Genomic DNA, 23,636 nt, shown 5'->3' with positions numbered 1-23,636 from the left:
AGACTGCCGCCTGGGGGGATTTTCTTTCTGCATCCCTACACCGAACTTGCTACGTTGCTGACGTCGCCGTGCGCTGCAGTGCCTCTTGTGCACGCGCAAGCGCCTCAGAAAACTTCTGCTGTTCAACGGCAAGCGTCAGGTCACCACGCGTGCGTTCGAGAACGCCGCGAACCATATCGGTTGTGCGCCGCAAGCCATTGGTCACAGCATCAGGATAGTCGACCTGCACAAGCATGCCATAGATTTCGTCCATGATTGCCAATGCTTGCTCGGCACGAGCGAGTTCGCCAAGACGAATGCAGTCAAGGATGTAGCGCCGCAGTTCTCCCGCAGCTTCACCAAGTGCATTCAAGTAGACTGCTGGCTCAACTCCAAGCGCTTCCGGGGTCGGTACCGGATCGCCAGCAATCAGCGCAGCGGTGATGTGAGCCTCGGCATATTCCTTATACGCGTCTTGCACATACCCTGACCAATAGAGGGCAGGGAAAGCTTGGAGATCAGCCGTCAGTGCATCCTTTAAATTCCCCGCCTCTGCGAGAAGTGACCGGGCAACATCCCGTTCACCACGGTGGGTAGCGCGCACCGCATTCGCACTCAGCCGTGTGATTTGTCGTGTCACCGCAAGCGCACGCTCACGTGCGTCGTTGAGAAGGTCCAGTTGACTGATCAGCGTTTCAGCGATGTGAACAATCGCTGCCCGTTGTTGTTCCATGCACTCCTCCATGCGGTTGGACTATGCAGTCGGAAGCATGACTAGTATCGATGAGCACACCAGCCTGACGGAAAATGCGGCGCAATATCACAATGGTCGAAGCATACGTCGAATCCATGCCGTAATACGACAAGCCGCGAGCGCCAAGCGTGTGCGCCCGACTATAGGGCGTATCCGAAGCGTAGTGAATCAGCCCAAGGTCGAATGGCACAGCCGTCAAGTTGACCTGCTCGCCAGTGCCGTAACGTGTCAGGAAGAGATCCTCGTAGAGTGCGCTGAGATACGGGCCAGCTTCCATCTCAACTACCGTAAAGTTCTCGCGATAGAAGAAGTCGAGGTATCCGCGGTTTTGCAAAAATGTGCCAAAGACGGTTACAGCACGCTGGTGGTCAAGAGCTGAGCCATAAATCAAATATGGTCGAAGGTCAGCAGCACTAAAACAGTTCCGTAACCAGTATGTATTCCCACTATGCTCATCATAGACGACGTCCGATAGCATGACGTCGCCAATCCGTGCGTTCAGTGTTGCCGCTTTGCCAAGGATATAGACACCAACAAGCCGCTCAGTGCTGGCAACGATCTGGTGGAGAAGATGATACGCCCCCATACCAAGAGGATAGTTAATGTTCAGGATCACCGCTTGGCAATGCGCAAGTCGATCGAGAGAGAGTTGGCCGAGGCGAGGATCAAAGTCCTCAGGAGAGAGTTGCGAAAGCGTGATGATCTGCACCCCAACATCAACAGGGCCTTCAGGGTTAATCGTGACGATACCACGTTCTGCTTCTTCGCGATTCCGCGCTTCTCGTTCCTCAGGATGGGCAGCAAAATAAAGTCGCGCGGTGTAGTACAACAAATTGTCCCAATTGCTGCGGCTCTGCCCCGCTCGAAAACGTTCGAGTTCAGGGTAGAGTTCAGGATGACGAGTCTGCTCAATAAAGCGCACGAGCGCATCTTGGCGACGACGCGCAGTTCCCGACAGCACATTTGCAATGCTGTGCATGTTGGAAGAAACAAAGAAGAGCGGCCGATCCATCAACTGATGTTCAAGCAAATATCGCTCAATCGGCGTCCACCAGGTACGGGCAGCACGGGTATAGCCCGCATAACCGCCTGGCAGCAACTGGATTGTGAGTCGCTTCCGCTGCTCAGCCGCGAACGCGAGAATTGCCCAGAACTGCTCTCCCCACGCCTGAGCAAGTCTCCCCCAATCATAGGCTGATAATCCAAGTGCTTCACGCAGTCGCTCGTCTGCCTCACGCTGTGCGTTGGCCTGCGTTTGTGTCACCTGGCGCACGATGTCCCGTAGTACAGGATTCTCCTCAAACATACGGTGCAACTTATTCCACTCGATCTGCCAGGCGACGATGGTTGGGACAACATCATCGAGGTCAGAAGACGAGCTGACGAAGGCTGCGAGGACTCCCTGATCGTTCGTATACCAGCGACGCCGACGACCAGGTGCGGTAACCTGTCGCCAACTGAGTATGTCGCGATAGCCATGCCGAGCGAAACTCGCAACCGACTGGCCAAACAGAATGTGCTCAACCCAAACAATTTCTCGGGGAAGGCGAAGCGTACTATAGAGAAACGCCCCGGCATCAATATCAGGTTCATTCGCACCCTGATGGAGCAACGGGGCACTCTGAAGATGTGCTGGAATAAGTGTGGCAACCGGAACGGGACCTGACGTACGGAGAAGCGTCAAATACGTCTGGACGTAGAGATCAACCTCGCGCTTACCAGGTAGCTCCGTCTGCCTCGCGTTGTCCACCCGCGTCTCTCCGTTGCGATACTAAACAGGAGCGGCCTACTTCCGCCCAGGGCGAACAACAAAGAACCAATAGGGCAAGAACGCCAGAACATTGAAGAGCGCGATAATCGCCGCCCAGCGGATCTTTGCCGCAGTGGTAAACGAGGGACGAGACACGATATCAGTCAGGGCAACCGCGAGTGCAAACCAGGTGAGAAGAAACGATGGTAAGATTGGCAAGAGCACGACAACAAAGGGAAGATGCGCGAAAAGCCGGCCGACAATCACGAAAGCCAGATATGCCAAGAATACGAGCGTCGCTGTCGGCAACACCCACGTCTGCGTTGTCAACAGCGAAGCTCGCGTTGAACTTGTTGGCGTTGTTCGTGCTTCAGCGTTCGGCGTGATCACCCAATCTTCTTCCGACCCTGAGCGACCGAGCAAGAAGGCAGAAGCGTGACAAGGTATGGGGTTAGAGAAGAACCTGCCCCTTCTTCGCCAGCTTGGCCAGCTTGCGACGGCGGCGATGCTCTGCCTTGCGAATCTTCGCTCGGCGCTGCTCACTCTTACTTACATAGTGACGCTTTGCGCGGTAGTCGCGCAGAACGCCTGACTTCTGCAGTTCCTTCGTGAAGCGCTTGAGTAGCGCCTCAAAGCTCTCGTTCTCGCGAAGTTCGACATGTACCGACTTCGCCACTGCTGTTCACGCCCCCTCTACGCACGTGTGCATACGTTCCGTGCTCGACCCGACAGGCCAGCCCGTCGGACTCGCGAGAAGAAAGTATACCACGCAATGCCGCACAGACGAAAAACTCCCATAGTCACGGAGACTCTCCTAAGATTATACATTTCAGGCAGTACTAATCGCTCTGGACGGTGGAACGGCATCGACCTTCGAGAAAGCACAAGGAGTGTGTACGAATGCCAGCAAAGCTCTATATCTGGCTTGACAGAGATCCACTCAGTCAACCGCCAGACTACGAGATTGACGACATTCCAGGCCGCGCTGACCTCGCCATTCTTGCTGAGGCAGTCGCAGCAGGCAAGCTTGGTTCGCTGCTGCCAACGAAGCTTGCACTCTCACGCCATGCTCGCCCGGAGACCCCAGCAGGCTACCGGCGGATTGACGTCCGAAAACTGCTCCGCGATTATCGCATTCCGTATCGCACACGCTATCAACTGATCATGACAACATCAACAGCTGATCACACTCCACAACGCCAGACGCATTCGCCCTCTACAGCTCACCGTACGGACTAGTCATAGACACGAATCAGAATATCAGTTGGGTTAAACGCATTGCTGGCATTTTGATCCTGCGGACACGGTGTGATCGCCACAACGACGTCCATTAATGCGCGAAGCAGAACGTAATCATTCGGTTCAGAAAGGGGCTCACGGATTTCAAGGCGGCCGCGCGCCTTGAACCCAACATGCATAAACCAGTTGACCGGGTCAGGAAGGCTCTCAACGGTCAATCCGTGTTCACGCAGGGCAGCAAGGAGATTATCATGGCAGTTCGGGTGGTCAACAAGCCCATAGTCTTCGAGATACTTCCGCTGATCACAAGCCGGGAGCAGAATATCGTGTCGTCCGACCGTATCCTCGACAACAACGAACATCGGATTGCGCCGATTGCTGACCAACACCATGCCTTGCTCGAGCATCAGCGTGTTGTTGACAGCCCTTGTCTGGGTGCAAGAGAGATACTCAGTCTGATCGTGAGCAGCAAACGCAACCATGGTAGCGACCTGCTTGCCCTCAAGGTCAGTAATTTGCAAAAGCTGCCCGCTCGTCATCGGAAACGCCATTGGGGCAGACGGGCGTAGCTGTGCCGCTCGCCGCGGAATGCGGCCAAACAGAATATGCTCCGTTGAAATCACGGTCATGCATCTGCCTCCTGCGCTTGACGTCGTGTCGCCGCCAGGACCGCAAGTATTTCGAAGATGAGATTCGCCGCGATAAGAGCGGTTATACCAGCAGGATCATGTGCTGGCAGGACTTCAACAAGATCACAGGCGACAAGCTTAAGTCCAACGAGGCCGCGGAGCAATTCCTGTGCCTCGCGACTAGTAAATCCGCCAATTTCTGGCGTACCAGTGCCAGGCGCAAAACTTGGATCAACGAAATCAATATCGAACGATAGGAACACCGGGCCGTCCGCCACCCGACGATGGATCGCCTGCACGACAGCGGCGATGCCCTCACGTCGCACGTCATCCGTTGTCCACACTTCAAAGCCGAGGTCTCGCGACTGATCCAGATCCTCAGGCCCATAGAGCGAACCACGCATGCCGACCTGAATCACGCGGCGAGGATCGAGCAAGCCCTCTTCGACAGCACGGCGAAACGGCGTGCCGTGAGTGTACTTCTGCCCCCAGTACTCATCCCAGGTATCAGTGTGAGAGTCGAATTGCACCATCCCCACCGGGCCATAGCGTTCTGCCACAGCCCGCAGTTCGGCTAGCGCAATTGAATGATCACCGCCGATGCAGATCGGCACAACGCCAGCAGCAAGGATAGGGCGCAAGCCATCGACAATGCGGTCATAGCTTGCCTCGATAAAGCCCGGGACAACTGGGACATCGCCATAGTCAACCACGGACAGTACATCGTACACATTGACGTTGAGTGCAGGGTGGTACACCCGCAACATCGCTGACATCTCGCGGACTGCCGCCGGCCCAAACCGCGCTCCAACGCGGTACGTCACGCCTGTATCAAACGGCACACCAACAATGGCAACATCAACACCAGCAAGATCGCGCGTATGCGGCAAGCGTGCGAAGGTTCGAATTCCGCTAAACCGTGGGCTCTCCAACCCGCTGACCGGAGCATAACCACGTGGCATACCTTGGCTGCTCCTCTCTTTACACTCCCTGTTCCCAACGACGTATGACCAAGCAGGCATTCTGCCCACCAAGACCAAATGAGTTTTTCAGTGCAATGCGAATCGATGCTGGACGAGCGACATTTGGCACATAGTCGAGGTCGCAGTCAGGATCCGGATGCTCATAGTTAATAGTCGGGGGCAGGATTTGATCGCGGAGCGCAAGGATCGTCACAATGGTTTCAACCGCGCCTGCAGCTCCCATGAGATGACCAAGCATCGACTTAGGCGCACTGACAGGAATTCGTTCCGCATGTTCGCCAAGCGCTCGCTTAATCGCCAGCGTTTCCGCTTTATCGCCTAAAGGCGTACTTGCAGCATGCGCATTAATGTAGTCAACCTGATCTGGCGTTACGCCAGCGTCAGCGAGGGCGGCACGAATAGCGCGAGCCGCCCCTTCTCCTTCCGGTTCGGGGGCAATCGGGTGATAGCCATCATTACTCGAAGCATAGCCAAGGACTTCGGCATAGATGCGCGCGCCACGCGCCTGTGCATGCTCAAGCGACTCAAGGACGAGCATGCCGGCCCCTTCACTCACCACAAACCCGTTGCGCGTCGCATCAAACGGCCGGCTCGCACGCTCTGGGCATGCATTATCGGGCGAAGCCGCCCGCTGGACGGCAAAGCTTGCAAGAAACAGGGGAAACACCGCGTATTCTGTGCCGCCGGCTAGCGCAAGATCCGCCTGCCCACGCCGAATTGCAATCACCGCCTCGCCGATCGCCTGCGCGCCAGTGGCACAGGCTGTGGAAACAGTCAAGCTTGGGCCAAGAAACCGAAATGCCTGAGCAATGTGATAGGCGGGCATGTTATGCGGAAAGGTTGTCATGAAATGCGGACTGACGCGCATCAGTCCGCGACGCGTTGCGGCATCCTGCGCTTCAATAATCGTGGCCATGCCGCCAGCGCCGGTGCCAACGACGACAGCCGCGCGCGCTGGATCAAAGCCGCCCTGGTCAAGCCCAGCGTCCTGCAGCGCCATCCCTGCCGCATGGACAGCATACTGACTAAAGATTGCCATCTGCCGGGCAGTTTTCGGATCAACCCAATCGCCAAAAACGAAACCGCGAACTTCGCCGGCGATCTGCACTGGAAGATCAGCGGGGTCAAACCGCGAGATCCGCTGAATGCCCGACTGGCCAGCACGTACCCGTTGCCAGGTTTCCTCTGCCGTCAATCCAAGCGGCGTAACTGCTCCCAGTCCAGTGACGACCACGCGTCGCGGATGCCGCTCACCGCTTACTGGTCGGCCACACTGCGGGCAAAAGCGCGCATCAGCTGGTAATCGTGCTCCACACTCGTGACAGTTCACGTTGCCCCCCACACCGCATCACCCGGAGCCACACTCTCAGTGTGATGCTAACAGAAGCGTGCTGGCAACGCAGGAGCAGATGAAGGGACTAACTCCGACGCAGCATGAGGACCGGCCGACGCGGCTTGCGCACAGCCTCAATCGAAAGCCGCCCCGCCGCACGGCGAGCTGCATCACGAAACGCTTGCGCCGTTGGCGACTCTGGTGCCGCAAGCACAATTGGCTGCCCAGTATCGCCACCTTCACGCACCAGTGGATCGATCGGGATTTCACCAAGCAAGGGGACATCATACCGCTCGGCAGTTCGTCGCCCCCCGCCCGTCCCGAAAATATCGGAGCGCTCACCACAGTGTGGGCAGATAAAGTAGCTCATGTTCTCGACAATGCCAAGCACCGGCGTCTTCACTTCTCGGAACATCTGCAGACCTTTAATGGCATCGGCCAGAGCGACATCCTGTGGCGTCGTCACAATAATCGCCCCAGACAGCGGAATCTGTTGCACGAGCGTGAGCTGAACATCACCTGTCCCCGGTGGCAGATCGATAACCAGGTAGTCGAGCTCACCCCACACAACGTCGTGGAGAAATTGGCGCACAAGCTGGGAAACCAGCGGCCCACGCCAAATCAGCGCCTTTTCGGGATCGAGAATGAAACCAACCGACATTATCCGTAAGCCATAGGCTTCGACCGGGAGAATCTTGTCATTCTCGAGCATCGGGCGGGCCCGGGTACCCATCATCAACGGGATGCTTGGCCCATAGACATCGGCATCGAGCAACCCCACGCTCGCACCGTCTTGCGCGAGGGCAACAGCGATGTTAACCGCGACAGTCGATTTCCCAACACCGCCCTTACCGCTCGCAACGGCAATCGTATTCTTCACCCCAGGAATCGGCTGGCGATCGGGCATTCCCGTCCCAGCAGCGCGAACCCGAGCGCCGAAGGTCACTTCGACCTGCTGCACGCCCGGTAACTGCTCAATCGCCGCGTGCACGTCGCGCTGAATCTGGGCCCGGAGCGGACACGCGGGCGTGGTCAGTTCAACGTGCACCCGCACGCACCCTTGATCAATCTGCACATCTTTCACCATACCGAGGTCGACGATGCTGCGACGCAGCTCTGGATCATAGACTGGCCGCAAGGCCTCAATCACTTGCTCGCGTGTCAGCTCCGTCATCGCTGCTGCCTCTCTTCTGCGCGATCCATCAACTTTCCGAACCCAATAGTATCGAAATACCTTTGCCCCGTCTATCTCGGCAATGAAGTTTCCTCTATGGAGACCCCCTACGCACACGCCGGAAAAGCTGCGTGTTCCACGAAAACAGGGCAAGACTGAGAAGGCCGAGCATGCCAGCAATTACGGCTCCATCCTGTGCCTGGCGGAAAGAGAGCGGCAACATGGGAACAAAGGGGATGAGCCGACACAGCACTGCCCCTTGCGAGAGTCCGAGCAACACCCAACTGGCTGCCTGAGATCGCAAACGGACTCCAAGGAACCCTGGCAAGAGGTGCGAGCCAACGGCCAACACCAGTGTCACAAGATACCCCAAACCAACAAGATGCCACTCGAGCATCATTGGCGCGGGACGGAAATGAAACCCGTGCCAGAGTAATATCCCGCCGGCGAGTGCAAGCCAAGCATGAGCACAGAGCAACAGCCAATGCAATGGATCGCGATACCACAGACGCCCAGCACGGGGGAGTTGGCGTCGCGGTTCGCAGAGCCGCAGCCCAACGAGGCCCACAAGCATGCCACCCCCAATGAGTCCCTGACCACCCCATACCCACCAGCCGCCTTGCCAAAGACCAAGGATGCGGCAGGCCAGCCCTAGGAGAACCAAGCCGACACTCACAGCCACCCAGCGCTCACGCGGCCGTTGGAGCTGGAAAAACAGCGGGAAGAGGCGTGTCGCCATCACAAGCGCGATCGGGACGACAAAACCTTCAAGCAGTAGGGCAGTTTCTATGATGTCCAGCCGCGCAGGGAGAGCACCCGCATCATTTATGTGCAAGAATCCCCACGCGAGCACAGCAACTGCAAGCAGAAGGGCCAAGGAGGCAAGTGCAACCGTGACCGTAAACAGGCGAGAGGCAGTCTTCCCCGCCGGCGGTGCTTGGCGCAAAAGCCAGCCAACAGTAAGCACTGCTGCGCTTCCCCCGATGAGCAAGAAACCTCCAGCGAGCACGTGCAGCCATGCGCTCCACTGATGCATCCATCCAACGGAAAGCAGCAGGACGCCGACGATGCGGAAAAGAAGCCCAACGACAAACCCGACGAGTGCAATGTGTTGCAGCAGTGTCGGTGGAGAGGCGACACCCCGTAAACGCGGGAAGAAGTGAAACAAGACACCAAGCGTGAAAAGCCCGAGAAAGCCAATCAGCTGGAGTTCGCCATGCAACTGCGCAAGAGTAAGCGCAAGTGACACAGAAGCGGGCTGCTGCTCCAACAAGGCTGTGAAACTCCCCAGGAGAAAGCCAGTGGCGATTGCGAGCACGAGAGCACTTCGGGTGTAGGAACGCCAGAGCGATTGAACTGTCCTGTCGCGGGTGTGAGCGTGATGCTGAAACAGCGCCGTCTTCCTCATCCGTAGCCATGCTCGGTTGCTAGAATCATCCCGATAGATGTATTGCCGGGGTGAAGGGAGCAATGCAGTGACAGCACTATGTGCCAAGTTACTGGCACAGTACCAGCAGGCTGCAGCATACCTCAACGGATTAATTCAAGGCCCCCCTTCCCCACCCCCTGGAGCAACGCCTGAGCAAATTCGGGCTCGCGCTCAGGCCCGCTTGGCTCGCCTTCGTCGCTTCCTCGAGTTCCTTGGGCGACCACACGATTCATACCCGACCGTTCACGTTACTGGCACATCCGGAAAAGGCTCAACTGCTACCTTCATTGCAAGCATCCTAACCGCTGCTGGTTATCATGTTGGCTTGCACACCTCACCCTACCTCCAAGTCGAGACTGAGAAGCTCCAGCTTGACCGCGCCCTGTTACCAGCCGACCGCTTTGCGCGATACGTCGCCGAACTCGATCAAGCCATCCAACGATGGAATGCCAGAGGCGAAGAGCGACTAACCTATGGGGAATGTTGGACTGCACTCACATTCCTGGCCTTTGCCGAAGAGCGCGTCGACATCGCGGTGATTGAAGTTGGTGTTGGCGGCCGCTTTGATCTGACCAACGTCATCATGCCGGAAGTTGCAGTAATTACCTCAGTCGGGCTAGATCACGTGCGCACGCTTGGTCCAACGATTCGCGATATTGCCTGGCATAAAGCGGGTATCTTGAAACCTGGCCGTCCAGGAGTGACAACTGTTACCGATCCAGAACTGCTGGAGATTATTCGTCGAGAAGCTGAGACCGTCGGCGCCCCACTCGATATCGTTCAGCCTGAGCACGACTATGCCCTGTTGCGTTGTGACGCGACAGGAACATGGCTCCTTGATTATCGGCGCAAGACTGTGTTCCAACTAGGCTTACTCGGTAAGTTCCAGATACCAAACGCAGCTGCTGCATTGGCCGCAGTGGAAAAACTTGGCCATCTACCGCGTGGACCAATTACCACAGACGTTGTCCGTCGTGGCCTGGCTGAAGCACGCATTCCTGGTCGATTTGAAATTGTGCAAACGAGCCCGACAGTGATCCTCGACGGCGCACACAATCCAGACAAAATGCGCGGGCTACTGGAGAGCCTTGCCTGCCTGCCTCAACCATCGCGCCGCATCCTCGTCTTTGGTGTATTGGAGGGGCACGATGCACTGACGATGGCACGCTTGCTTGCGCCACATATCACCATGGCCATTGTGACGACACCACAAGCTCTTGAACGTCCAGCGGCAGACCCAGCTGCCCTTGCGGGCTGCTTTGCTGACGCCCAGGTTCCCGTGCAGATCGTTCCGCTTCCGCAGGATGCCATCGCCCAAGCGCTTGCCCTCGCAGCCCCCGATGATCAGATCATTGTGACTGGCTCACTCTATCTCGTCGGTCAAGTGCGTGAGCGCTGGTATCCACATGAGGCAATGATCTGTGCTGCGACTCCGTGGCCAGCACCAGCGGTCACCCAGGCACCGTGCTCATAACGCGGCAACCCAAGTTGTGCGTCTTGCCCTAGACACAATGCAGCAAAGCGCTTAAGATATGACCTGTCGTTCCAGGCAAGACTGGAAGTACTCGAACGGCAGGCTTGTTCGTTCGGGGCAACATCGAATACACACAAACGTCAGGCGCAGGCTGCTGGGTAGCTGAGGGAGAGGAGTGAGCGCTTGGAGCGCCCAGTCGATGTCGAGCTCTGCGATGTGACCAAAGTGTTTGATCAACATGTAAAGGCCGTTGACCACGTTTCGCTACAAATCTACCAGGGCGAGTTCTTCTCCCTACTTGGCCCATCAGGATGTGGTAAGACAACGACACTGCGGATGATTGCCGGATTCGAGCTTCCAACCAGTGGCGACATCTTGATTGAAGGGCGCGTCGTTGGGAACACGCCGCCATTCAAGCGTAATGTCAACACCGTATTTCAAAACTACGCCCTTTTTCCTCACATGACAGTCGAGGAAAACGTTGCGTTTGGCTTGCGAATGAAAGGCGTACCCCGTGACGAAATTCGCCAGCGAGTACGCGAAGCGCTGCACCTTGTACGCCTCAGTGGCTTCGAAAATCGCTATCCGCGTCAACTCTCTGGTGGGCAGCAACAACGCGTTGCGCTTGCCCGGGCATTGGTGAACCGACCACGGGTTCTTCTCCTCGATGAGCCGCTTGGAGCCCTTGACCTTAAACTTCGCAAGGATATGCAGCTTGAACTCAAACGCTTGCAGGAAACGGTCGGTATCACATTTCTGTACGTCACGCACGATCAGGAAGAAGCGCTTACCATGTCTGATCGCATCGCCGTCATGAACGCAGGGCGCGTTCTCCAAGTTGGAACACCGCTTGAAATTTACGAACGTCCAGCCAACCGCTTCGTCGCCGACTTTATCGGCGAATCAAACTTCCTCGAAGGGCAAGTGACACGCATTGAGCGCGACACCGCGACCGTCGTTATTAGCGACCGGTTCCCAGTTTTGGCGCAAACGCACCACGGCATCCAGCCTGGGCAACGTGTCACGGTTGCCATTCGCCCGGAAAAGATTCGCCTCTGCATTCCCACGAGCGACAGCCAGAACGAGGCTGGAGCACTCACAGGGACGGTTCAGGACATCGTCTATATCGGCACTGACACGCATTACCTTGTCCGCATCGATGACCATACAGCCATCCGAGTCCGCGTCCAGAACGCCCAAAACCGCCTCGACAGTCCAGATTCCGTTCGCCGCGGCACATGGGTAGTCTTGCGTTGGGCACCAGAGGCAGCACGGCTACTTACTGAATAGGGGGATGCCGCTATGGCGCTTGCCGAAGAGGCTCGTCAGAAAGCCGTCCAGGCAAAACCGCGTCTTACTGAAACAATCGGAGAAGTACTGCGCCGCCGCCCGCTTCTGCAACTGAGCGTTATTCTCAGCCCAGGCATCCTGTGGCTTACGCTCTTCTTCCTCTTCCCACTCTGCATTGTGCTCGCCTACAGCTTTGCAACGCGCGGGACATATGGCCAAATCGTCTGGCACTTCACCCTTGAAAATTACCGACGGTTCTTCGATTGGCTCTATATCCGCACTTTCCTTCTTTCGATCTGGCTTTCGGTCCTCGCTACGGTGATCTGCCTCATGATTGGCTATCCATTTGCATTTGTCATGGCACGAGCACCACGCCGCTGGCGCAACGCGCTGATGCTTCTGGTTATGATCCCCTTCTGGACAAACTTCCTGGTACGCACCTACGCGATTATGTTTCTGCTCCGGAACGAGGGCCTCATCAACACCGCCTTGCAGTGGCTGGGAATCATCAACCGTCCAATCCCGATGCTGTTTACTCCCTTTGCGGTTGTGCTGGGTCTGGTCTATGGCTACTTGCCGTTTATGATCTTGCCCATTTACGCCTCGATTGAAAAATTTGATTTTACTCTTGCTGAAGCTGCTCAAGACCTCGGAGCCAATGCATGGCGAGTGTTCCGAGAAATCCTCTGGCCATTGACACTGCCAGGAACGATCGCTGGGTCAATCCTGGTCTTCATCCCCTCAGTTGGCACATTCGTCACCTCTGATCTCCTAGGGGGCGGCAAAGTCGTGATGATCGGCAATCTTATCCAGCAACAATTCCTCACGGTTCGCCACTGGCCATTTGGCTCTGCAATCTCGCTGATCCTGATGGCAATCGTCCTGATCGCGACGCTGATTTACTTCCGCTCCGGAGAGGAACGGCCTATATGAGCAGCACCTCGATGCCCCGGCCAATAACAGCACTGGTGAAGCCACGACGGCACATCTCGCTTGGCTGGATCATGCTCGACCTTAACGTTGTGCTTACCTTTCTCTTTCTCTACGCACCGATCATCGTGCTCATCGTGTTCAGTTTCAACGATTCGCGCCAGCAGCAAGTTTGGGTCGGTTTCACACTCGACTGGTATCAGCAGATGCTACAGGACGATCGAATTCTCGAGGCAGCTAAAAACAGCATTGTGATCGCAACAATTTCGACGATTGTCTCAACGATCATTGGCACGATGACGGCGTTAGCGCTTGACCGGTATCGCTTTCGCCTCAAGACGACGGTCGAGGGTGCGCTCTATTTGCCAATCATTGTTCCTGAGATCGTTATGGCAATCTCGCTCCTCGTCTTCTTCAACCAGGTCTTCCGCTGGTTGGATGACCTCGTTGGACTTACCCTGAAGTTTGGCCTTGGCACGATCACGATTGCACACATTGCGTTTTCGTTTCCCTTCGTTGCCGTTGTCGTACGTGCTCGCCTAGCCGACTTCGACCGCACACTCGAGCAAGCTGCCCAGGACCTCGGAGCCAATGAATGGCAGGTACTTCGCCATATTACCCTTCCATTACTGATGCCCGGCATCATTGCGGGAGCACTGCTCGCCTTCACCCTCTCAATCGATGATTTCGTCATTACTTTCTTCAATGCAGGCATTGGTGCAACCACGTTGCCACTCGAAATCTATGGCAGAATCCGCCGCACGATTACCCCTGAAGTCAACGCAATTTCGGCAGTGCTGCTTCTCGCCTCGATTACGCTCGTCCTCGGATCGCTACTTCTCCAACGGCGACGCTGATTTCCTCGTGCAAGCAGGCATATCAGAAGGCTGAACGCGGGCAAGAGAAGGATAAAGGAGGTCGGAGATGACACGGAGTGCGGCAATCGCGCGGCTCCTTCGCCAATGGCAGACTGGGCGCATGACCCGTCGTGAACTGATTAGCCGGCTCACTGCCCTTGGCCTGAGCATGTCAGCAATCACTGCGCTGCTCAGCGCCTGTGGCGGCTCCTCGTCGTCGAACCAGAGCAACAGCGCAAGCGGAACCCAAAGCACCGAGGCAACCGCCAAACCAAGTCCGATTGCCAGAGGAATCCCAGATTATGTCGACAAAACCAAACTAGCCAAAGAACTCAACTTCTTCAATTGGTCAGATTACATTGAACCAGGATTGTTAGATGAATTCGAGCGCATCTTTGGTGTCAAGGTAACCCAGGACACGTATGACAGTAACGAAGACCTCCTCGCCAAGCTGCAAGGAGGTGCAACGGGGTATGACGTCATCGTCCCGTCTGATTACACCGTCAGCATTTTGATCAAGCTCAACATGCTCGAACCACTTGATTACTCCGTGATTAAAAGCATTTCCAATATCGATCCGAATAACCTCAAGCCGTATTACGATCCAGAAAACAAGTACAGTGTGCCCTATATGTGGGGCACATCCGGCTTCGGCTATAACACGGAGGCAATCAAGCAAGAGCTTTCGAGCTGGAAAGACGTTTTCGAGCCACAGCCTGCCTTGCAGAAAAAGATCGTCATGCTGAACGATGAGCGCGAGGTCATTGGCGCAGCACTGATGTATCTCGGCTATTCAATCAATGAAACCAGCGACGAAGCCTTAGCGAAAGCAAAGAGCGTGCTCATGCAGCAGAAACCAGCAGTGCTTGCCTATACCAGCAACAACCAAACTGACTTACTCGTTTCCGGCGAAGCGCTACTCGCGCATCTTTGGACAGGAAATTACATTCAAGCCCATAACCAAAAGAGCACGATCACCTATGTTATCCCGAAGGAAGGCTGTACAGTCTGGCAAGACAATCTTTGCGTACTCAAGAGCGCGCCGCATAAGTACACTGCCATGGTATTCATCGATTTCCTCAACTGGCCAGAGGTCAACGGGCGCAATACGAACTACATTGGCTACGCTAGCCCGAACAAAGCTGCACGAGAGCAAAAGCTCATTGATGAGAGCATGCTGAACGACCCGAAGGTCTACCCACCACAGGACGTTTGGCAACGTCTGCAATGGATCAAAGACATCGGTGAGGCAACCCAAAAGTTCGACCGACTCTGGACCGAAGTAAAGACAGCGTAATACTGCGCTTCACCTCAACAGCGCGTCGCCAGGACACAACAGAGCAATCCCAACAGCGTGGGCCGCGGTTGAACCGCGGCCCACCGGATGACGTCCTCGCGACGTTGTCATTCGCCCTGCACAATGCTCGCCTCTGGCTCCCTCGGGCTTTCGTTTCCCTCGGCGGCACAGGGGAGTGCAGCACTCACCGTGTCTCAACCGGCTGGCGCTCAAGGCCAAGGTCGCTGGCAATCGCTTTCATCGCGTCAAGAACGATTTGAATATGCTCGTCGAGTGGCACTCCGAGCGCTGCTGCCGCCTCTTCAATCTCTTTGCGGTTCACTGCGGCGGCGAATTCCTTCTGCTTCCACTTCTTCTTCACACTTGGCAGCTCAACATCGAGAATGCTCTTCGTGGGCCGAACGAGGGCAACCGCCACGAGGAATCCCGTTAGTTCATCAACCGCAACCAGCGTCTTTTCCAGTGGGGTTTCCGGATACACTCCCGTCACTTCACTCGCATGGGCAAGGATGGCACGAATGACGACCTCCGGATACCCTCGCTCACGGAGAATTCGCGAACCGACGACCGGATGCCCCTCCTGGCTAATATCGGGATAACGCTCGTAGTCGAAATCATGGAGGAGACCAACAAGGCCCCAGAGTTCCGGATCCTCGCCAAAGCGGCGAGCGTACGCCATCATTGCTGCCTCAACGGCCAGCATATGGCGAATCAGATGGGGTGCCGTAGTGTATTCCGTTACGAGTTGCCACGCCTCGTGGCGCGTCGGCAAACGCTGCTCACTCACCGTTGCCCACCTCCCTTAGCCAACTTGAGCAGCAGAGCGTCGGCCCTCACTGGTTCCGTGTTCGCGTACGTGATGGTGCGCTGTCAGCATCTAAAAAGGCACTGATCGCCCGGGCCCAGCGATTTGTCTTCCCACCAGGCTTCGTGCCAGCAGCACGCACTGCTGCAGCCATCGCCTTGTTCAAGGGAACAGTGCGCGTTGCTGACGTTGTCTTACGCGTTGCTGGTGCAGGGGAAGCTTTTGCCGTGCCTCCGGTCGAAGCAGTAGTCTGCGGAGGAGTTCGTTGGGGTGCGCGCGCCGTGACCTGAGGGTGAGCAGAAGTCGCCGGCCGGGCGGCTCGCGGGCGGACTGTCCCAGCGAACCCAACGCGCAACGCTCGAATCGCCCGGGTGATAGGGTCACGCGCTGGTTGGAGCGGCCCACCACGTCGCTTCCAGCGGTAGTGACTGAGCCACATCCCGGCAAAGCCACCGAGATAGGCAACAACAGCACCTGGACCGTCAGGACGGGCCGAGAGAATGTCAATGCCACCAACATCGGTAATCCAGATGATCGCCGCGGTAATCAGATAACCAACACTCCATGCCACGGTTTCATTGAATGCCTGATCAAAGCGCCGGCAGAGCCGCCAGGCCATCAGATACACAAGTGGAATGAGCAGCCACATCGGGATCCATCACTTCCATACTTCACCACCATGCGTCCTCTCTTAAGCCTAGTCGATTCCTGCCTTAGCGTACCAGTATCAGGCTCGAGAAGACGGCAAGCGTGGCTCACCCGTTTCAATGGGCACATCATCGCGATTGCCCCACTCTGCCCAGCTTCCTTCATACACGCGCACATTGTGAAACCCCGCGAGCATCAATGCTAACGCCGCATGAGCCGCACGCACGCCACCCTGACAATACGTGATGACTGGCGTTTCAGGGGTAATGCCGAGCATTGCATAACGCTCACGAATCACGTCGGGCGAGAGGAAGCGTCGGTCGCCATCCCAATTGAGGTTGTCCTGCCAGAAGCAATGTAACGCGCCGGGAATATGACCACCGTGAGCTGCCCGAATCTCTTCACCCGTATATTCAGTCAGCCGACGAACATCGAGCAGGGCAGTGTCACCAGCTTCAATCGCGCGCCGCACATCGTCGAGCGTTGCCAAGAGACGCGTATCAATCTCACCAGAAAGCGTAAACCGCGCTGGGGCAACTGTGGGCACATCGGTACTTATCGGCCGCCCTTCCGCGGCCCAGGCAGTCCAGCCTCCTTCGAGAATCCGTACGCGATCGCCGCGGCCATAGCACGTCAAGACGAGCCAGAGCCGCGCAGGGAAGTGCCCACCTTCATCATCGTACGCTACAATGAGATGCTCATCGCCAACGCCATGTGCCCCGAGCGCATCCGCAACCTGTTGCGGGGGAGCCATCGTGAATTCAATCGGATTCGACAGGTCATTGAGTGCTTGATACCAGTCGAAGAAGATTGCGCCCAGAATATGTCCACGCGCGTATTCGGCACGCGGATCACGCCCATCGAAGTAATAGCGGCAATCAAGAATGCGGATAGCTGGATCGTCAAGATGGTGAGCGAGCCAATCTGTCGAAACAAGCACAGCCTCACGCTCAAGTAGCATATATGACATCCTCTCGCGAGCTCGTTCGCCGTTCATTGCCGCATCGTATCATGCGCAACGCCGTTTCGTATTACTGCGGTTGCTGACGACGCCAGTGTAAATAGTGCGCATAGCGTACAAGTTCCCCCTGCTCGGCCTCAGTGAGCAGCGGAAGTATTTCACGAAGTTCTGGATGCAAGTGATAGTGTGAATCGCTCGAACGATCCAGGAGCGAGGCCAACTCGCGAAGGAGTACGGCAAGCGAAACACCATAGGCACGAGCAAGATGCTCGAGGACATCGACTGACGGAGCCTTTCGCGCACGCTCCAGTTCACTCAGATACGGGATCGACAAACCTGAGCGCTCGCTTACCTCACGCAGCGACCAGCCGCGTTCACCACGCCACCGTGTGAGCAGGTGTGCCAACGCTTGAATGAGTGGAGAAACAGCCTGACTATTCACACACCAAGCACCTGAATGACGACATTCCGTTGCCGCGGATGCGTATCAAAATCGATTAGCACAATGCGCTGCCATGTCCCGAGCAAGAGTGCGCGATCGGCAAAGGGGACAGTGACAGAGGGCCCAAGGACGAGCGCTCGCAGGTGACTATGAGCATTGTCGTCAAAATTCAACGCATTGTGGCGATACCGTTCGTGTTCCGGAGCAAGCCGCTCGGCAACAAGCCGCACATCTTCGATCAGGCCCGGTTCACACTCGCTGACTGTCACTGCCGCGGTTGAATGGGCAACAAACACGGTGATGATCCCATCAGTCAGGCCGCTTTCGGCAAGCGCTGCTTGGGCCTGCGGGGTAAGATCAAGCATTTGATCATGCCCGCGTGTTGCGATTTGAATACGCTTCGTATAGACCTGCCCCATCCTCGGCCCGCTTTCAGGGTTCGTGTCTGTTGATCGACAACATTACGTTAGTCGTCGTGCTTCCCAAGTTCAAGGAAAAGGCCAGGCGCTTCTTCAGAGGCGGCAACTGAGACATAGTCAGGATATTTCTTCTCACCCGCGCGAATGGGCACATCAACAACATTTTCGCGCGGCGGGATGGGGCACGTCCAACGGTCGTTATACGCACAGTATGGGTTGTAGGCCATATTGAAATCGACAACAAGCTTGCCGTCCGGCATTTCTTGTGGATCAAGGTAGCGACCAACATCGTACGTCTCACTACCAGCTGTCGCATCACGGAAGGGCAAGAAATATCGTCCTCGGCCAACCTCTCGGAAGACGGTCAACTCAACCGGCTTCCCTTCAATCTCTACGCGAATTTTCCCTGCGGGGATGAATGCCTTCGGCTCCCCTGTCGTCGTACCAAGATAGACGGGCTCTTTCGAACCAGACTCTCGATCCAGCTCGACAACGAAGCGCAGTGCGGGATTCACTGGATAGTACACCAGGCCAGTAAACCGCTCGCGCTGCTCAGGCAGCAGCGGCGAATTGGGATGAGAACGGAAAAACTCATCCCGCCGCCTGCGATAATCAGCAATCCGCTGCTGGTAGACCTGCTCTTCCTGCTGCATCGATTGCTCCTTGTGCACCTCGTACGTTGCCACTGGCACAAGCATACCAAGCATGTCGATCAGGACTCGAAAAAGCAAAGGCCGGCTTCTCAAAGCCGGCCTCCGGTCTCTTGGGCCGTCACCGCGGATAGTGACAGACTAAGCTGTAACCCCCGCGGTGACGCCCGGACGTTCGCTACTACTCATGCCGGGCATCACCCCCTTTCACCCTACTCGGTCATATTCAGACCGACCACGCTGAGCGTATCATGCCCCAATCTGCCCGTCAAGATAAGCACTTCTCTTTTCACAACTCCTCGAGCCAAAAACGGCGTACCGACGGGCAAAGCGTTCTGCTCACCGACTGCTGGGAGTCGGAATGATCAACACCTGACCAACCTGGATCGTATTGGGATCTGTCAGGTGATTAGCAGCCGCCAAATCTTGGGCACTAACATGAAACCGGGCAGCAATGGTAAACAAGGAATCCCCGGGCTGAACGACATACGTACCAGCAGCCGGTGTACCGCCAGGTCGCGGCGTTGGCGTGCCAGCGGGCGGAAGGGCAGGCCCAGGTGTCGGCGTCACGACTTCAAGCACGGGGATCGGCGTTGGTGTTGGCACTGCTGTTGGCGTTGGCTTGCTTGTATGCACCGGCCAACTGCAACTTGCGAGCACCATTGCAGCAACGCAACTGAGCAGTGCTGCAACCTGTCGGATAGGCATCATCGGTTCAGCCTCAGCCTTGCGTCAACATCTCCACCCAAGGATCATGCTACCGCCAAGAGAGGTCATGCACTGGAGGGCGCTTCACCAAAGAGCCGTTCCTGCAACGCTGCAATCTCCGCACGACGTTGTGCCTCGACATCCGGGTCGAGCACGAACTGAATCTGCAGCACTGAACCATGCCGGACACCGGACGGGAGCAGGGATCGTGGGACAACCAGCTGCTGGCCATCGTCAAACACAAGGACCGCGATAGCCTGCCCGGCAGTATCGATTTCAAAGCGGTCAAGGGTAGCGCGCAACATCGTCATGGTTTACCCCGCTCGGTTTTCACTTGAAGACTCTGGCCATCGGTCAATACTGTTACTGTACCATCCTGGTCAGTCCGGAAGATCGTTGCCCCGGCCGCGCGCAGTCGCGCGATCGCTTCGGGGTGCGGATGGCCATACGCATTGTGCGCGCCAACCGAGATAATGGCGAATTTCGGTGCGACGGCCGCCAAAAACGGCGTTGTGCTTGACGTCCGACTGCCATGATGTGGAACAACGAGCACATTCGCGCGGAGTGCGCCTGCTCCAGCAGCAACCAACGCCGACTCTGCTGGGGCCTCGATGTCAGCTGGCAACAGGACAGCAATATCGTCAAGAACAAGCCGAATAACAACAGCATTGTCATTGTCACTGACTGCGCCATCTTGCTGCATAAGCGGATCGCGCGGCCAGAGTACCTCAACGCGGACTTGCCCAAGAGTGAAGCTCTGTCCTCGCCGAGCACGCTGTACAGGAATGTGCTTCGAAGCGACGAGTTGCAGCGCTTGGAGATACGCATGATTCGTCGTGGGTAAGACAGGATCAAGGAACAACCCAACGGGTATGGCCGATAAGACTGCTGGTATTCCGCCAACGTGATCTTGGTCTGGGTGACTGACGACAAGATAGTCCAAGCGTTGCACGCCATGCTGGCGCAGGAACGGCATAATCACGTTTTGGACATCCGAAGCGCCATTGCCGGCGTCGTACAACAAGGCATGACCATCATCGGTTACGGCAGCGACCGACAGCCCCTGCCCAACATCTAAGACGGCAACCGTGAGTCGTGCCGAGATGGCTGCCGGCTTTGAGAAGGGTTGACAGCCACTGAGAAAAAGCAGCCAGCTGAGCAGCAGTAGAAGCCCATAGCTGGCACGTTGTCTTGGGTACCCGCGCTTCCGCTGAGGCATTAGTTCGCCCTACTGCTAGGCCCGTTACGAAAGCTGACGTGGGCCAGCGCGATGTGCTTCTCGCCAAACAAGATAGGCTCGCTGCAGCGCAGTGATATTGGCAACAATGGCCAAGAGCCAGAGAGCCCAGATTGGACGATTGAGCAGCAAAAAGAGCGCGAGCGTGACGATGCGCTCTGGGCGGGCAAAAATGCCGGCAGTCAGCGCAATACCAGCAGCTTCTGCTCGTGCGCGAGCATAGCTGACCATCAACGAGCCGACAATAGCCGCATAACAGAGCACGATCGGAAGATCGCCATGAGGAACGCGCAAGAAATAGATCAGGATGCCGCCAAACACGACAGCTTCAGAATAGCGATCAATAAACGAATCAAGAAAACCACCAAATAGCGTTATTTTGCCGGTTGCGCGCGCGACTGCCCCATCAAGCATATCGAAGGCTCCAGCGAACAGCGCCAGCAATCCTGCTGCTTGGAGATGACCGAGAGCAAGGACTACCGCAACAGCAAGGTTAAGAAGGAAGCCAAGCACCGTTAGCATATTGGGGGTCAAGCGCCCTCGTGCCAGCACAGCGCCGACATGTTGCAAGTGGGCACGAACGCGGTCTGCGAGAAGATCACTAATCATGACTGCTCACCATCAAATGGGCCACGCAAAAAGGCCGGTAGTCCAGCTGTCCAGCGTTGGGCAGCCCGAACAAGACGCGGAGCAACGCGTGCCCGCACCCGCTCATAGTATTCAAGTGTTTGCTGGGCAATGACTGGCCAAGCAAACTGTTCAGCACGCGCTCGACCAGCTTGCCCAAGCCGTTGCCGCAGTGCCGGATCAGCCAAGAGATGCACAAGCGCGAGAGCAAGGGCTTCCGGATTCTTCCGCTCAACCAACAAGCCCTCAACGCCATGGCGCACGACAAAGCGATACCCACGAATGTCGCTTGCGACGACAGGCCGCCCGCACGCCATGGCCTCAAGCAAGACGATGCCAAAACTCTCCCGGCCGGTCGCTGGCGCGCAGAAGACGTCGCATGCAGTGTAATATCGCGGTCGTTCATCAGCCGAGACCGGCCCAACAAAATGCACGTGCTCAGCAACATTAACCCGTTCAATAAGCCGCCGATAGCGTTCCGGATCTCCAGGGCCAACGACAACGAGCTGGCATGTCGGGAATTCACGACGCACCAGCGCCATCGCCTCAATCAAGTATTTCAGTCCTTTTCGGGACTCGTTGTACCGCCCGACAAACAAAATCGTGGGGCGATCGTACGTCGCAATCGGTGGGACATTGGGATGAAAACGCGTGACATCAATACCATTTGGAATGAGCTCATAGTGAGCGGGGAAATAACGACTGACGAAATCGAGCGCAGCGGGGGATACAGCAATACGACCGTGCAACTTGTTAAAGAAGTAGCCAAGGAATGGTTTGGCATAGAGATAGGCGAGGTGATACGAACGGGCCGCGTGGAACGTGCCAACATTGACCGTCTGGGAATGGAGCAGGACGAGCAACGGCAAGGCTGGGGCAAGGGGCTCATGCAGATGAATGATGTCGAACTGCTCGCGCTGCAGCAATTCCTTCACCTTGCCAGAGACGAAGGGGGAGAGTGTGATTCGCGCGGTTGAACCATTCGCGGGAATTGGCACGGCCGTACCAAGTTTAATGAAATGCCCGTCGTCAGATTCATCTTCCCCCAACGCGCGCGGTGTCAGGATACGTGTTTCATGACCAAGACGACGAAATTGCGCATCAAGGTGCAAAATATGCTCGTTGACACCACCAGGATTGGTGAAGTCGAAGGGAGAAACAAACAAGATCTTCACGCTACCGTCCTTCGACTTCGTCGCCACGCACAGCGGCAATGCCAGGACAGGAGCTGGAGGATGAACTGGCCCATTGTCTTCCTTTCAACAGGCCTTTGGTGGAGTGCTGCAACAGTCTGGATCCTCCTTGCCCCTCCAACTATACGCGGTCAGCATCTTCCACTCTGGCAACCCCTCTTGCAAGACGTTTTCGCCGGAGCGCTGCTTGGCATTGTACTGGGCCACATCGTGCGTTAGCACTCGTCAGTTATCCAGTATGCTCTGCCGATTGCTCGTCCTCAGCCTGTGCTGATTCCGGATGCACGACTGCCTCAGGCACAACGACAACATCTTTACCAAGGGTAATGACATCGCTTATGGCAACAAGTATCTGTCGACCGAAGAGGCTGCGAAGTCCCGTCGGGAGATAGGCAATGACGGTTAACCGACCATCTGCCGGATCAAACTCGCCACCGCTCACTGTGCCAAGGAGCCGTCCATGATCGCTCACAACACGCAGCCGGGTAAATGCGTCAAAGTCGAGCAGATCACGAATCGCCTGCTCATTCGGTTCTGCCTCAAGCACATCAGCATTCGGCAGTAAGACCGCGTCTTGACCAATCTGCTGTACCGCACTGAGTGGTACCTGCATCTTACGCCCGCCGAAGAGCCCACCACTTGCAATCCGCAGGCGGACAATGCGACGCTCCCCGGGGTCAATGTAGAGTTCGGCCACTTCGCCGATCTTTTGCCCGTCTCCAACGGTAATCACTGCAAGGCCACGAAGGGCTTTGAGTTCCACAGGAGATGCCCCTCTCCCTACTGCACTTGCCTCTGGGCACTATCATAATGAGCGAAAGAGACACT

General features: G+C 56.4%; 28 protein-coding genes. 7 read left to right on the top strand and 21 right to left on the bottom strand.

What is annotated here, in order from left to right:
* Positions 1-49: 49 nt before the first annotated feature.
* The 4 genes from N675_RS06180 to rpsU form a co-directional block, all read right to left on the bottom strand.
* A complete protein-coding gene (locus N675_RS06180) occupies positions 50-712 on the bottom strand; it encodes a translin family protein (RefSeq protein ID WP_051914307.1) in 663 nt (220 codons plus the stop codon).
* Complete coding sequence (locus tag N675_RS06175) at positions 675-2,483, bottom strand: DUF6909 family protein (RefSeq protein WP_051914305.1); 1,809 nt, start codon at positions 2,481-2,483, stop codon at positions 675-677. The genes N675_RS06180 and N675_RS06175 overlap by 38 nt, the downstream gene beginning before the upstream one ends.
* A 36-nt stretch (positions 2,484-2,519) precedes the next feature.
* Positions 2,520-2,873: a hypothetical protein gene (locus N675_RS06170; RefSeq protein WP_081886901.1), complete on the bottom strand. Its 354-nt coding sequence runs from the start codon at positions 2,871-2,873 to the stop codon at positions 2,520-2,522.
* 61 nt (positions 2,874-2,934) lie between these two features.
* Entirely contained in the window at positions 2,935-3,159 is a 225-nt protein-coding gene (gene rpsU, locus N675_RS06165) for a 30S ribosomal protein S21 (protein WP_038038573.1), read from the bottom strand.
* A gap of 224 nt (positions 3,160-3,383) precedes the next feature.
* Between rpsU and N675_RS06160 the strand changes: the two genes are divergently transcribed.
* A complete protein-coding gene (locus N675_RS06160) occupies positions 3,384-3,722 on the top strand; it encodes a hypothetical protein (protein ID WP_051914304.1) in 339 nt (112 codons plus the stop codon).
* Here the strand turns inward: N675_RS06160 and N675_RS06155 are convergent.
* From N675_RS06155 to N675_RS06135, 5 genes are all read right to left on the bottom strand, one after another.
* Positions 3,719-4,351, bottom strand: a complete 633-nt coding sequence (locus N675_RS06155) for a DUF1989 domain-containing protein (protein WP_038038572.1) — start codon at positions 4,349-4,351, stop codon at positions 3,719-3,721. The genes N675_RS06160 and N675_RS06155 overlap by 4 nt on opposite strands.
* Positions 4,348-5,313: an agmatinase gene (gene speB / locus N675_RS06150; protein ID WP_038038571.1), complete on the bottom strand. Its 966-nt coding sequence runs from the start codon at positions 5,311-5,313 to the stop codon at positions 4,348-4,350. Before speB ends, N675_RS06155 begins: the two co-directional genes overlap by 4 nt.
* A 19-nt stretch (positions 5,314-5,332) precedes the next feature.
* Positions 5,333-6,664 (bottom strand): beta-ketoacyl-ACP synthase II, encoded by a 1,332-nt coding sequence (gene fabF / locus N675_RS06145; RefSeq protein WP_081886900.1) that lies wholly within the window; start codon positions 6,662-6,664, stop codon positions 5,333-5,335.
* Between the two features lie 88 nt (positions 6,665-6,752).
* Positions 6,753-7,841, bottom strand: coding sequence for an iron-sulfur cluster carrier protein ApbC (apbC, locus tag N675_RS06140; RefSeq protein WP_038038567.1), 1,089 nt, complete (start codon positions 7,839-7,841; stop codon positions 6,753-6,755).
* 94 nt (positions 7,842-7,935) lie between these two features.
* The gene (locus N675_RS06135; protein WP_156100830.1) at positions 7,936-9,249 is read right to left on the bottom strand and encodes a hypothetical protein; all 1,314 of its coding nucleotides are present in this window, start codon (positions 9,247-9,249) and stop codon (positions 7,936-7,938) included.
* Between the two features lie 67 nt (positions 9,250-9,316).
* Between N675_RS06135 and N675_RS06130 the strand changes: the two genes are divergently transcribed.
* From N675_RS06130 to N675_RS06110, 5 genes are all read left to right on the top strand, one after another.
* Positions 9,317-10,744 (top strand): bifunctional folylpolyglutamate synthase/dihydrofolate synthase, encoded by a 1,428-nt coding sequence (locus N675_RS06130; protein ID WP_038038563.1) that lies wholly within the window; start codon positions 9,317-9,319, stop codon positions 10,742-10,744.
* Between the two features lie 183 nt (positions 10,745-10,927).
* A complete protein-coding gene (locus N675_RS06125) occupies positions 10,928-12,034 on the top strand; it encodes an ABC transporter ATP-binding protein (protein ID WP_038038561.1) in 1,107 nt (368 codons plus the stop codon).
* Between the two features lie 12 nt (positions 12,035-12,046).
* The gene (locus tag N675_RS06120) at positions 12,047-12,967 is read left to right on the top strand and encodes an ABC transporter permease (RefSeq protein ID WP_038038559.1); all 921 of its coding nucleotides are present in this window, start codon (positions 12,047-12,049) and stop codon (positions 12,965-12,967) included.
* The gene (locus N675_RS06115; RefSeq protein WP_038038557.1) at positions 12,964-13,821 is read left to right on the top strand and encodes an ABC transporter permease; all 858 of its coding nucleotides are present in this window, start codon (positions 12,964-12,966) and stop codon (positions 13,819-13,821) included. The genes N675_RS06120 and N675_RS06115 overlap by 4 nt, the downstream gene beginning before the upstream one ends.
* A gap of 67 nt (positions 13,822-13,888) precedes the next feature.
* Positions 13,889-15,118 (top strand): polyamine ABC transporter substrate-binding protein, encoded by a 1,230-nt coding sequence (locus N675_RS06110; RefSeq protein WP_051914299.1) that lies wholly within the window; start codon positions 13,889-13,891, stop codon positions 15,116-15,118.
* 184 nt (positions 15,119-15,302) lie between these two features.
* Here the strand turns inward: N675_RS06110 and N675_RS06105 are convergent, their stop codons facing one another.
* From N675_RS06105 to N675_RS06055, 11 genes are all read right to left on the bottom strand, one after another.
* Positions 15,303-15,905, bottom strand: a complete 603-nt coding sequence (locus N675_RS06105; RefSeq protein ID WP_231577949.1) for an HDIG domain-containing metalloprotein — start codon at positions 15,903-15,905, stop codon at positions 15,303-15,305.
* A gap of 46 nt (positions 15,906-15,951) precedes the next feature.
* Entirely contained in the window at positions 15,952-16,572 is a 621-nt protein-coding gene (locus N675_RS06100; RefSeq protein ID WP_038038555.1) for a hypothetical protein, read from the bottom strand.
* A 78-nt stretch (positions 16,573-16,650) separates the two neighbouring features.
* Positions 16,651-17,532: a sulfurtransferase gene (locus tag N675_RS06095; RefSeq protein WP_038038553.1), complete on the bottom strand. Its 882-nt coding sequence runs from the start codon at positions 17,530-17,532 to the stop codon at positions 16,651-16,653.
* Positions 17,533-17,602: 70 nt separating this feature from the next.
* Entirely contained in the window at positions 17,603-17,974 is a 372-nt protein-coding gene (locus N675_RS06090) for a helix-turn-helix domain-containing protein (RefSeq protein ID WP_051914295.1), read from the bottom strand.
* The gene (locus N675_RS06085; RefSeq protein WP_038038551.1) at positions 17,971-18,393 is read right to left on the bottom strand and encodes a secondary thiamine-phosphate synthase enzyme YjbQ; all 423 of its coding nucleotides are present in this window, start codon (positions 18,391-18,393) and stop codon (positions 17,971-17,973) included. Before N675_RS06085 ends, N675_RS06090 begins: the two co-directional genes overlap by 4 nt.
* Before the next feature lie 47 nt (positions 18,394-18,440).
* The gene (locus tag N675_RS06080; RefSeq protein ID WP_197066274.1) at positions 18,441-19,046 is read right to left on the bottom strand and encodes a DUF1684 domain-containing protein; all 606 of its coding nucleotides are present in this window, start codon (positions 19,044-19,046) and stop codon (positions 18,441-18,443) included.
* A gap of 336 nt (positions 19,047-19,382) precedes the next feature.
* Entirely contained in the window at positions 19,383-19,754 is a 372-nt protein-coding gene (locus tag N675_RS06075; protein ID WP_051914291.1) for a LysM peptidoglycan-binding domain-containing protein, read from the bottom strand.
* Positions 19,755-19,816: 62 nt separating this feature from the next.
* On the bottom strand, positions 19,817-20,062 hold the full coding sequence (locus N675_RS06070) for a DUF3006 domain-containing protein (RefSeq protein WP_038038549.1): 246 nt from the start codon (positions 20,060-20,062) through the stop codon (positions 19,817-19,819).
* A complete protein-coding gene (locus tag N675_RS06065; RefSeq protein WP_051914289.1) occupies positions 20,059-20,970 on the bottom strand; it encodes a ComEC/Rec2 family competence protein in 912 nt (303 codons plus the stop codon). Before N675_RS06065 ends, N675_RS06070 begins: the two co-directional genes overlap by 4 nt.
* 24 nt (positions 20,971-20,994) lie before the next feature.
* Complete coding sequence (locus N675_RS06060) at positions 20,995-21,597, bottom strand: CDP-alcohol phosphatidyltransferase family protein (RefSeq protein WP_038038547.1); 603 nt, start codon at positions 21,595-21,597, stop codon at positions 20,995-20,997.
* Positions 21,594-22,790, bottom strand: coding sequence for a glycosyltransferase family 4 protein (locus N675_RS06055; protein ID WP_081886899.1), 1,197 nt, complete (start codon positions 22,788-22,790; stop codon positions 21,594-21,596). The genes N675_RS06060 and N675_RS06055 overlap by 4 nt, the downstream gene beginning before the upstream one ends.
* A 60-nt stretch (positions 22,791-22,850) precedes the next feature.
* Here N675_RS06055 and N675_RS14305 point away from each other — a divergent pair, with 60 nt between their 5' ends.
* Positions 22,851-23,027 carry a hypothetical protein gene (locus N675_RS14305; protein ID WP_156100829.1) on the top strand — a complete coding sequence of 59 codons (177 nt, stop codon included), beginning with the start codon at positions 22,851-22,853 and terminating at the stop codon, positions 23,025-23,027.
* A gap of 10 nt (positions 23,028-23,037) precedes the next feature.
* On the opposite strand, the gene N675_RS06050 is transcribed toward N675_RS14305, so the two are convergent.
* Positions 23,038-23,571: a PRC-barrel domain-containing protein gene (locus N675_RS06050; RefSeq protein ID WP_038038545.1), complete on the bottom strand. Its 534-nt coding sequence runs from the start codon at positions 23,569-23,571 to the stop codon at positions 23,038-23,040.
* Between the last annotated feature and the right edge of the window lie 65 nt (positions 23,572-23,636).

This window comes from Thermorudis peleae (assembly GCF_000744775.1).
Lineage (GTDB): Bacteria > Chloroflexota > Chloroflexia > Thermomicrobiales > Thermomicrobiaceae > Thermorudis > Thermorudis peleae.
Note: the sequence above shows the minus strand (reverse complement) of the source record. Positions and strands in the feature narration are given on the sequence as shown.